The sequence below is a fragment of the Enterobacter sp. 342 genome (assembly GCF_036663495.1).
GTDB lineage: Bacteria > Pseudomonadota > Gammaproteobacteria > Enterobacterales > Enterobacteriaceae > Enterobacter.
On record NZ_JAWUEI010000064.1, the window covers coordinates 1 to 7,574 of the forward strand.

At 52.6% G+C, this 7,574-nt stretch carries 17 protein-coding genes; all 17 read left to right on the forward strand.

The features are described 5' to 3' along the window. The first annotated feature begins 44 nt into the window (after nucleotides 1-44). The 17 genes from V6E55_RS24365 to V6E55_RS24445 all read left to right on the forward strand — a co-directional run bounded on the left by V6E55_RS24365 (nucleotide 45) and on the right by V6E55_RS24445 (nucleotide 7,526). Entirely contained in the window at nucleotides 45-494 is a 450-nt protein-coding gene (locus V6E55_RS24365) for a hypothetical protein (RefSeq protein ID WP_316944075.1), read from the forward strand. A gap of 160 nt (nucleotides 495-654) precedes the next feature. Further along, nucleotides 655-924, forward strand: coding sequence for a hypothetical protein (locus tag V6E55_RS24370; protein ID WP_316944064.1), 270 nt, complete (start codon nucleotides 655-657; stop codon nucleotides 922-924). A 151-nt stretch (nucleotides 925-1,075) separates the two neighbouring features. Beyond that, nucleotides 1,076-1,246: a host cell division inhibitory peptide Kil gene (gene kil, locus V6E55_RS24375; protein WP_045407497.1), complete on the forward strand. Its 171-nt coding sequence runs from the start codon at nucleotides 1,076-1,078 to the stop codon at nucleotides 1,244-1,246. Continuing rightward, complete coding sequence (locus tag V6E55_RS24380) at nucleotides 1,233-1,679, forward strand: hypothetical protein (protein WP_147326924.1); 447 nt, start codon at nucleotides 1,233-1,235, stop codon at nucleotides 1,677-1,679. The genes kil and V6E55_RS24380 overlap by 14 nt, the downstream gene beginning before the upstream one ends. 69 nt (nucleotides 1,680-1,748) lie before the next feature. Next, the gene (locus V6E55_RS24385; RefSeq protein WP_316944065.1) at nucleotides 1,749-2,717 is read left to right on the forward strand and encodes a hypothetical protein; all 969 of its coding nucleotides are present in this window, start codon (nucleotides 1,749-1,751) and stop codon (nucleotides 2,715-2,717) included. A gap of 8 nt (nucleotides 2,718-2,725) precedes the next feature. After that, nucleotides 2,726-2,923: a thioredoxin reductase gene (locus V6E55_RS24390; protein WP_316944066.1), complete on the forward strand. Its 198-nt coding sequence runs from the start codon at nucleotides 2,726-2,728 to the stop codon at nucleotides 2,921-2,923. Next, on the forward strand, nucleotides 2,920-3,078 hold the full coding sequence (locus V6E55_RS24395; RefSeq protein WP_316944067.1) for a hypothetical protein: 159 nt from the start codon (nucleotides 2,920-2,922) through the stop codon (nucleotides 3,076-3,078). The genes V6E55_RS24390 and V6E55_RS24395 overlap by 4 nt, the downstream gene beginning before the upstream one ends. Further along, nucleotides 3,075-3,800: a Rad52/Rad22 family DNA repair protein gene (locus V6E55_RS24400; protein ID WP_316944068.1), complete on the forward strand. Its 726-nt coding sequence runs from the start codon at nucleotides 3,075-3,077 to the stop codon at nucleotides 3,798-3,800. The genes V6E55_RS24395 and V6E55_RS24400 overlap by 4 nt, the downstream gene beginning before the upstream one ends. Continuing rightward, nucleotides 3,801-4,268, forward strand: coding sequence for an HNH endonuclease (locus V6E55_RS24405; protein WP_316944069.1), 468 nt, complete (start codon nucleotides 3,801-3,803; stop codon nucleotides 4,266-4,268). After that, on the forward strand, nucleotides 4,265-4,789 hold the full coding sequence (gene ssb1, locus V6E55_RS24410; protein ID WP_316944070.1) for a single-stranded DNA-binding protein SSB1: 525 nt from the start codon (nucleotides 4,265-4,267) through the stop codon (nucleotides 4,787-4,789). Before V6E55_RS24405 ends, ssb1 begins: the two co-directional genes overlap by 4 nt. Before the next feature lie 81 nt (nucleotides 4,790-4,870). Continuing rightward, on the forward strand, nucleotides 4,871-5,563 hold the full coding sequence (locus tag V6E55_RS24415; protein WP_316944071.1) for a 3'-5' exonuclease: 693 nt from the start codon (nucleotides 4,871-4,873) through the stop codon (nucleotides 5,561-5,563). A 25-nt stretch (nucleotides 5,564-5,588) separates the two neighbouring features. Continuing rightward, nucleotides 5,589-5,741, forward strand: a complete 153-nt coding sequence (locus V6E55_RS24420) for a DUF1317 family protein (RefSeq protein ID WP_063860686.1) — start codon at nucleotides 5,589-5,591, stop codon at nucleotides 5,739-5,741. Nucleotides 5,742-5,832: 91 nt separating this feature from the next. Next, nucleotides 5,833-6,051, forward strand: a complete 219-nt coding sequence (locus tag V6E55_RS24425) for a TraR/DksA family transcriptional regulator (protein WP_316944072.1) — start codon at nucleotides 5,833-5,835, stop codon at nucleotides 6,049-6,051. Continuing rightward, on the forward strand, nucleotides 6,048-6,770 hold the full coding sequence (locus V6E55_RS24430) for a hypothetical protein (protein WP_316944073.1): 723 nt from the start codon (nucleotides 6,048-6,050) through the stop codon (nucleotides 6,768-6,770). Before V6E55_RS24425 ends, V6E55_RS24430 begins: the two co-directional genes overlap by 4 nt. Beyond that, nucleotides 6,748-7,062 carry a DUF4222 domain-containing protein gene (locus tag V6E55_RS24435; protein ID WP_252072306.1) on the forward strand — a complete coding sequence of 105 codons (315 nt, stop codon included), beginning with the start codon at nucleotides 6,748-6,750 and terminating at the stop codon, nucleotides 7,060-7,062. Before V6E55_RS24430 ends, V6E55_RS24435 begins: the two co-directional genes overlap by 23 nt. Continuing rightward, complete coding sequence (locus V6E55_RS24440) at nucleotides 7,052-7,321, forward strand: DUF7694 domain-containing protein (protein ID WP_252072305.1); 270 nt, start codon at nucleotides 7,052-7,054, stop codon at nucleotides 7,319-7,321. Before V6E55_RS24435 ends, V6E55_RS24440 begins: the two co-directional genes overlap by 11 nt. 40 nt (nucleotides 7,322-7,361) lie before the next feature. After that, entirely contained in the window at nucleotides 7,362-7,526 is a 165-nt protein-coding gene (locus V6E55_RS24445) for a hypothetical protein (RefSeq protein ID WP_316944074.1), read from the forward strand. Nucleotides 7,527-7,574: the final 48 nt, after the last annotated feature.

The window sequence follows — 7,574 nt, forward strand, 5'->3', positions numbered from 1 at the left end:
CCAAAGCATTTCTCCCGCATCAGCGGGTAACGACAGAGGCAATTATGAACGAACAAGCGAACAAAATTCTCGTTGAGCTATTACAGAAAGCGGCGAATGGCATCGACGCTGCGGTGTCATTTAGCCAGGCGCAAATCCCGGAAGTTGTGCATCAGTTGCTGGTATGGAAATTTACCAAAAGCATGATGCTCACGCTGGTTATTCTGGCGACTATCCCGGTTGCGATTAAATTCTTCAGGGTAATGATGAAGCGCGAGCAGGACGGAGTTTATGGCGACGAGGGATATTCATGGGAACGCGGAAAGCCAAAATATATACCTACATTGGTCTGGGACAAAGACGGCACTATCAGTGCTTCCTCAGTGTTTTTTGGAACCATTATGTTCCTGTATTCGGTCATCGCCTTCGTCGTTTTATCTGACCTGACGTGGCTAAAAATCTGGCTGGCCCCAAAACTGTATCTCCTCGAATACGCAGCTTCACTAATTAAGTAACCCGCTCCGGCGGGTTTTTTATCGGCCATACATAGGCAGATTTTCGAGTCTGCCCATTTATGACAACCGGCGGTCATCCACCGCCCATTGAAACACTGAATAAATGCGTTGAAGTCTTGTATTAACCGTTCCGTTCGCCGCGATAAGGCCAAGAGGATTTATGACAATTGATTTTGAAGTGAATGCTACAGGTATTGATGTTTCAACAAGTGGTTACCGTGACCACGTAAATTTAGAAGTCCGCGGCGTGGAGCTCTCAGATCTTATCTCTGAAATTGAAGGGAAAGCGCTCTTTCAGGAAATCGATCTTTATGACTACATAGACTGGGCTGAGGCCGCTGGGCATACCGATGATATTCTGGATCGCCTTGACGCTGATGAAGTAATTGAGTGGCTTCGCAGGAAAGGTCATCTGGAGGCTGAGTCATGACAGTCATCCACAACGGCAAGCAGTACACCGCCAAAAAGCTCAACGATAACGAGTGGCAACTGACGTCGGTATCGGCACCGCGGTAAAAGCTCACACTTAATCGCCGGCAGATGCATATCGCTGGCCTCCTGGAACAGGTTGAGGTGAAGGTATGATCAATCATCACCTGCTGCGCGCGGCGCAGAGCAAAGCAGCCATTGCCCTGTTTATCGGTGATGGCGCCATGTGGATGGCAGCCTACGACGAAATGAAGGTTGCAATCGGTTATCCGTGGCATCGGGGAAAGTCGAATCAGCGTGGAGGTGAGCATGCAATGGGTTAAATACTCTGAACGCAAGCCTGATTCCGCCGGCGTTTATATGTGGCGAATGGGTAGCCGAAAAGTTAAAGGTCTTATTGTTATTGCCCGGGCGAAATTTCGCCTTCGCGGCGCTGGTTATGAAGATGTTCTATCACCTGAATTTGACCGTTGGGATGGATATTCGGTTATTGTGCCAGGCGAACTTCAGTGGGCTGAAGATGATGGCTCATTACCTGACATTTCTTTCGAAAATCTCCCTGACGCAACAGAGTGTCCATTTTGCAAACGACAGCCAGTAATTAAAGCGTTCGAATGGAATCGCGGATGCAGGATTGCTCCTGAGCCATACATCCTCAATCAGTTCCAACTGAAATGTTGCGGATGGATCGCTCCGGTTACCTTCGACTCACCAATTTCAGCCATAGAGTGCTGGAACTCAAAACTTTCTAAGTAACCACCCTATTCAACCGATCGGCCTGGCTTATGCGGGCGGGATCTGCACATCCAAATTTCAGGAGAAACCATGAGCGAAGTAACGGACTTAGTCGTCATTGAGAAACAGAACGCAATGGCGGTATTCACCACCAAAGAGCAGCTCGACCCGATTATTGAGGCGATCGAGAAAGAAGCTCGCAGCCTGGTGCCGGATGTGTCGACCCGTAAAGGCCGCGACGCTATCGCATCCATGGCGCATAAGGTTGCCCGTTCCAAAACCTACATCGACAACGCCGGTAAGGATCTGGTTGCTGAGCTTAAAGCCCTTCCGAAGAAGATCGACGAAAGCCGCCGCATTGTGCGTGAGCGGCTGGACGCGCTGAAGGATGAAGTACGGCGCCCGCTCACAGAATGGGAAGCCGAGCAGGAACGCATTAAGGCTGAAGAAGCCATGAACGCGATGCACGCCGAAGCGCTGGAGATGAACATCAGGTTCGATCAGGAGCTGGCTGCCAAGTTCGAAGCGGACCACGAAATGGCCCTGCTGATGAATAAGGATTTTGACCGTGACCGCGAAGAGCAGCGCCGTCTGGCGGAACAGGCTCAGCGTGAACGTGATGAGCAACTGAAACAGGAAGCGGCAGAACAGGCCCGCCGCGATGCCGAAGCGAAGCACAAAGCGGAGATTGAAGCCGCAGCGCGCCGTGAAGCTGAAGAGAAAGCGCGTGCAGAGCTGGCAGAGCGCCAGCGCATCGAAACGGAGCAGCGTGCGGCGCGTGAGAAGCAGGAAGCAGAAGCCCGGGCGGAACGCGAAAAAGCCGCGGCGGTAGAAGCTGAACGCCGCCGCCAGGAAGAGGCAGAAGCCGCCCGTCTGGCAGAAGAGCAGCGCAAAGCTGAAGAAGAAGCGCGCCGAGCCGCAGACAAAGAGCACCGCCGCACCGTCAACCGTCGTGTCTACGCAGACCTGATTGCTCAGGGCATACCCGAAGAATTCGCGCAGAAAGCAGTGCTGGCGATTGCTGGCGGCAAAGTGCAGGACGCGCACATCAAATATTGAGGCGAATCATGAATATCACATGCGAGTGCGTAGACATGCGCACATCTGTCGGCCCCCACAACACCCTCAAAGTTGAAATGGAAGGCGTTGTGCTGGCCGGCACTGTTAAAACCCGTGACGTTCTCCCGCAACTCGATGGTGCAGAAGTCATCGAGTGGCTGGTCGAGCAGGGTTACGTCATCACCCGCCGAGAGCGTGCAGCATGACGGCCGCAGAACGTTGGGATGAAGAGTCGTTCCTGCGCCTTATGCGCGACGTGTTGCCAGAAGAGCCTGAGAGCGATGATGAGCCGGTGAACCTGGCCGCCGAGCGGCAGAACCCGGTGATTAGCTGGGATGAATTTACGGGGAACCACACATGAACCTTGATCAGTTAGATGAGCCATTTGCCAGTGCGGATATTGAGTGGCGCATTCAGCAAGTGGGGAAAAACAATAACGGCATCTGGGCCAAGGTGCTGGCCTACGTTACCAACCGCGCAATCATGAAGCGGCTGGATGAAGTATGCGGAAAGGCAGGATGGCGCAACGAATACCGCGATATTCCGAACAATGGCGGCGTTGAATGCGGTATCTCAATCAAAGTTGAAGGTGAGTGGATCACTAAGTGGGATGCCGCAGAAAACACACAGGTTGAAGCGGTGAAAGGCGGTCGTTCTGGCGCTATGAAGCGTGCTGCCGTGCAATGGGGTATCGGTCGTTACCTCTACAACCTGGAAGAAGGTTTCGCTGTTGTTTCGGCAACACGCACGCCGGGATTCCAGTACGCAAAATCAAAAGAGGTTGGCGTGTTCTACTGGAAAGCGCCTGCACTCCCTGGATGGGCATTGCCATCAGGAACACCGATTGAGCAGAACCAGCAACCTAATGATGGTCACCAGCAGGAAGACCAGGCACCTCTGTCAGTGGATGCGGACAAAATCCTCGCCGAATTCTCTACATACGCCAGTTCGGAAAATGATGGCGATCAGCTAAAGCATCGTTATGAAGATACATGGAAATTACTGAGCGGATTTGCTGAGCACCAGGCCAAATGCAAAGACGTTACTGGCATTCGACTCAAAGAACTTAAACAGGCGGCGTAAATGTCTCACCTTAGCGGGATCATTGAGCGATTCAACAGCAGTTATCAGATCGACGCTGAAAGCGGCTGCTGGGAATCCACTTATGCGAAAAACAAAGGTGGGTACACGAAATTTGTAGCGTTCGGGATAACGCTGCTTTCACACCGAGTCTCTTTCGAGCTTTTCAACGGCCCAATCCCGGCAGGGCTTATGGTCTGCCATCGTTGTGATAACCCATGTTGCGTTAATCCTCAACACCTTTTCCTTGGAACAGCGCAAGACAACATGGATGACAAAGTTTTGAAGGGTCGACACGTCGGCGCAAGAAAAGGTGAAGCTCATCATCGGGCCAGGCTGACTGAATGGCAGGTTGAGGAAATAAGGAAACGCCTTGAACTCTCAGAGAGCCAGTTGTCGATCGCTGCCAGCATGGGTGTTTCAAAGACATTAATTAGCAACATAAAAACAGGTAAAAGGTGGGCTAAATGAGCTCTCGCGGAGTAAACAAAGTGATCCTAGTCGGTAACCTCGGGCAAGACCCCAAGGTCCGTTATCTTCCGTCCGGCGGCGCAGTGTGCAGCGTGACGCTGGCAACTTCGGAGTCATGGCGAGATAAAGCCACTGGCGAACTGAAAGAGCAAACAGAATGGCACCGCGTCGTTCTGTTCGGAAAACTGGCTGAGGTAGCTGGTGAATATCTGCGTAAAGGCTCTCAGGTCTATATCGAGGGTCAGCTTCGCACCCGCAAATGGACAGATCAGTCCGGCGCTGAAAAATACACGACCGAAATCGTGGTTAACGTTGGTGGCACCATGCAGATGCTGGGTGGCCGTCAGGGCGGTGGCGCACCAGCAGGTGGCGGCCAGCAGCATGGCGGTTGGGGTCAGCCTCAGCAGCCGCAGGGCGGCAACCAGTTCAGCGGCGGCGCGCAGTCTCGTCCGCAGCAGCAGTCTGCTCCGGCGCCGTCTAATGAACCGCCAATGGACTTCGACGACGACATACCATTCTGAACGACATAAACGCTTCGAAAAAAATGCAATGACTGCTCAGCAGCCATCTCAAACCCATGCCCAAATTTCTAAGGAATTATCATGAATATCTTTATCGACATCGAAACAATCCCATCACAAGACCCAGCCGTAAAAGAAAAAATCGCTGAATCCATCACTGCTCCAGGTCAGTATAAAAAGCCTGAAAGCATTAAGGAGTGGCTGGACGCTAATCGCGAAACAGCAGCAGAGGAGGAATGGAGAAAAACCAGCTTTGACGGAGGTCGAGGACAAATCTGCGTCATATCAGCAGCCGTTGGCAACTCACCAGTACAGACATTTTATTCAGAAGACTGGGGAAACTCAGAAAGAGCTCTCATTACAGAATTCTTCCAGTTCCTGAATCAAAACTATGACCCATCGCGTAACGCTCCTCCTGTTTTTGTAGGCCATAACGTTGCCGCTTTCGATCTGCGATTTATATTCCAGCGCGCCGCTGTTCTTGGCATCGCCCCACCGCGCTTTATTCCGTTCCAGGCTCGCCCATGGGACAAAGCAGTGTTCGATACGATGGTCCAGTGGGCAGGGCATAACGGAAAGGTGGGTCTGGAAAAACTCTGCGAAGTGCTCGGGTTGCCTGGGAAAGGCAGTGAAATTGGTGAAGAGATTGACGGAAGCAAAGTGTGGGATTTTGTCCGCGACGGGAAGATCTCCCTGGTGGCTAAATACTGCGAAGGTGACGTCGTGCGTGTGCGAGAAATTTATAAACGCCTCAATTTCACCGAAGAAGTCTAATTCATCAGGCTTGAGGTACAACCTTATGACTCACGCTCACGACGACATCAGGGTTGGCACACTGTGCATTCCCTTCATTGGTAACGGCTGGCTAATGCCATGGGGTGAAGTGGTCAGCAATCCATTAAAGGCGCAGCGGCTCGCTGAGGAATATCGGGAAAGGCAGGAGGCAGCATGACAGCACAAATCACCCGGGAGCTTATGGCTCCCTTTTTATTGCTGGCGTTCACCTTCAACCGAATTAACAGACAGTTCCGGGAGCATTGACCATGGACATCATCGATACCGCAGCAGAGATTGAAGAGCTTCAGCGTAACGCCGCCCTTTCCGCTCACCGGATCAACCGCAACGCTGTATCAGCTGAACGTTGTGAAGAATGCGACGAACCGATTCCCGAGCCGCGGCGCGCTGCCGTCCCCGGCTGCCATACGTGCGCGGAATGTCAGGGCGTGATCGAACTGAAGAATAAGCAGAGGGGGTTGCAGTGAAAGAGCGCGAAATGATTTTCAACGGCGAGATGGTGCGCGCCATCCTCGAAGGCCGGAAGACGCAGACACGCAGGATCATGAAGGTACAGCCTGTCCTCAATGGTAGTTTTTATGAGGTATACGGTGCTGGATGGGTCAGGAGCATGAAATCTGTTCCTGCAATTCCAGGACACAGTCTTGCCAGTAATTGTCCATTCGGCTTGGTTGGCGATCGCATCTGGGTACGGGAAACGTGGGGCGTAGTGAGTCATGAACTGGATGAAGACGGTCGCATTCAGCCATGGAGTCCTGATCGTCCTGCCACAGCCATTAACGAAATGCCGTTTGGTAATGGTTTCTACTCTGGTCACGCTATCTACGCAGCAGACGGGGATTTTACCTGGGGTGATGACGATGGCTACGAAGATGGGCGTTCGTGCTGGAAGCCATCTATCCACATGCCTCGCGCAGCATGTCGCATGCTGCTGGAAATTACCGGAGTGCGGGTTGAGCGGTTGAATAGCATCAGCCAGGAAGATGCGCAAGCCGAAGGCATGGAGCTTACCGGATGGCGGCCAACATACTCTGACCCGGATAGCGGCGGTGAAGTATGGACTCCATATGACAACTTTGCGCAGCTGTGGGAATCAATTTACGGCGAGGAGAGTTGGAAGGCCAACCCATGGGTCTGGGTAATCGAATTTAAGGTGGTTCCCAATGTTCAGGATAATCCAGCCTAATACCTGGTACGCCGACATGTTCGGTGAACCCTGCAAAATCCTCCGCGCTACCCACGAAGTCATCCACTACATCCGCAACGGTCGCACCTGCATCGCCAGCATAGGCCGCTTTCAGCATGAATTCGAGCCGCTGACCAAAGCACAGGCCGAGCGGATCGCCGAAGAAATAGAAACAGCAGAGCACATTAAAAAATTAAGGAGCATGAGACGTGATCGGAATACTCAAGCCGGTACCGGAATCTCAGTGGCCGGTACGATGCCACGACCCAAAGCGGAGCAACGTGTGGGCTAACTCTTACTTTCTGGTTCAGGAGTTTCAGGAAGGCAACGGCGTCATCCGTCTGTCTGTGAACACCACCAGCATTGCCAGTTCTGGCCGGTGGAAGGACGGCATCAGTTGGGATGCGTTGCAGGAGATAAAGTCTGCTGTGGGCTACGGGGATCGGGATGCCGTGGAGATTTACCCGCGGAATTCTGATGTGGTGAACGTGGCGAACATGCGCCACCTGTGGATTACGCCTGAGCCGATTAGCTTCGCCTGGCGCAAGTAATTTTACGCTGCGCGCCCAGCGTGCGGCATGAGGATAAATTATGGGAAAGATGACGTTCGTATTTGAGTATGAGGACGGTAAAGAGCCGCCGGTTAGCGCTGGTATGGAATTTATGGGCGGGAAGATTGTTGCAGTAGCTTTTCGTGATGCTCTCGAAGAGCCAGAAGTATGTGATGAGATAGTGCCCGACCCTGAATGGCCGTAAAAAAGCCTCAGCCGGTTATGACGCAACTGATAGCCAGTTATGAGCTGG

Coding starts and splice junctions, on each gene's coding strand:
- V6E55_RS24435 (WP_252072306.1), top strand. CDS start 6,748: ATGTTCAGGATAATCCAGCCTAATACCTGGTACGCCGACATGTTCGGT.
- V6E55_RS24405 (WP_316944069.1), top strand. CDS start 3,801: ATGTCTCACCTTAGCGGGATCATTGAGCGATTCAACAGCAGTTATCAG.
- V6E55_RS24370 (WP_316944064.1), top strand. CDS start 655: ATGACAATTGATTTTGAAGTGAATGCTACAGGTATTGATGTTTCAACA.
- kil (WP_045407497.1), top strand. CDS start 1,076: ATGATCAATCATCACCTGCTGCGCGCGGCGCAGAGCAAAGCAGCCATT.
- V6E55_RS24415 (WP_316944071.1), top strand. CDS start 4,871: ATGAATATCTTTATCGACATCGAAACAATCCCATCACAAGACCCAGCC.
- V6E55_RS24445 (WP_316944074.1), top strand. CDS start 7,362: ATGGGAAAGATGACGTTCGTATTTGAGTATGAGGACGGTAAAGAGCCG.
- V6E55_RS24385 (WP_316944065.1), top strand. CDS start 1,749: ATGAGCGAAGTAACGGACTTAGTCGTCATTGAGAAACAGAACGCAATG.
- V6E55_RS24390 (WP_316944066.1), top strand. CDS start 2,726: ATGAATATCACATGCGAGTGCGTAGACATGCGCACATCTGTCGGCCCC.
- V6E55_RS24365 (WP_316944075.1), top strand. CDS start 45: ATGAACGAACAAGCGAACAAAATTCTCGTTGAGCTATTACAGAAAGCG.
- ssb1 (WP_316944070.1), top strand. CDS start 4,265: ATGAGCTCTCGCGGAGTAAACAAAGTGATCCTAGTCGGTAACCTCGGG.
- V6E55_RS24395 (WP_316944067.1), top strand. CDS start 2,920: ATGACGGCCGCAGAACGTTGGGATGAAGAGTCGTTCCTGCGCCTTATG.
- V6E55_RS24425 (WP_316944072.1), top strand. CDS start 5,833: ATGGACATCATCGATACCGCAGCAGAGATTGAAGAGCTTCAGCGTAAC.
- V6E55_RS24380 (WP_147326924.1), top strand. CDS start 1,233: ATGCAATGGGTTAAATACTCTGAACGCAAGCCTGATTCCGCCGGCGTT.
- V6E55_RS24400 (WP_316944068.1), top strand. CDS start 3,075: ATGAACCTTGATCAGTTAGATGAGCCATTTGCCAGTGCGGATATTGAG.
- V6E55_RS24420 (WP_063860686.1), top strand. CDS start 5,589: ATGACTCACGCTCACGACGACATCAGGGTTGGCACACTGTGCATTCCC.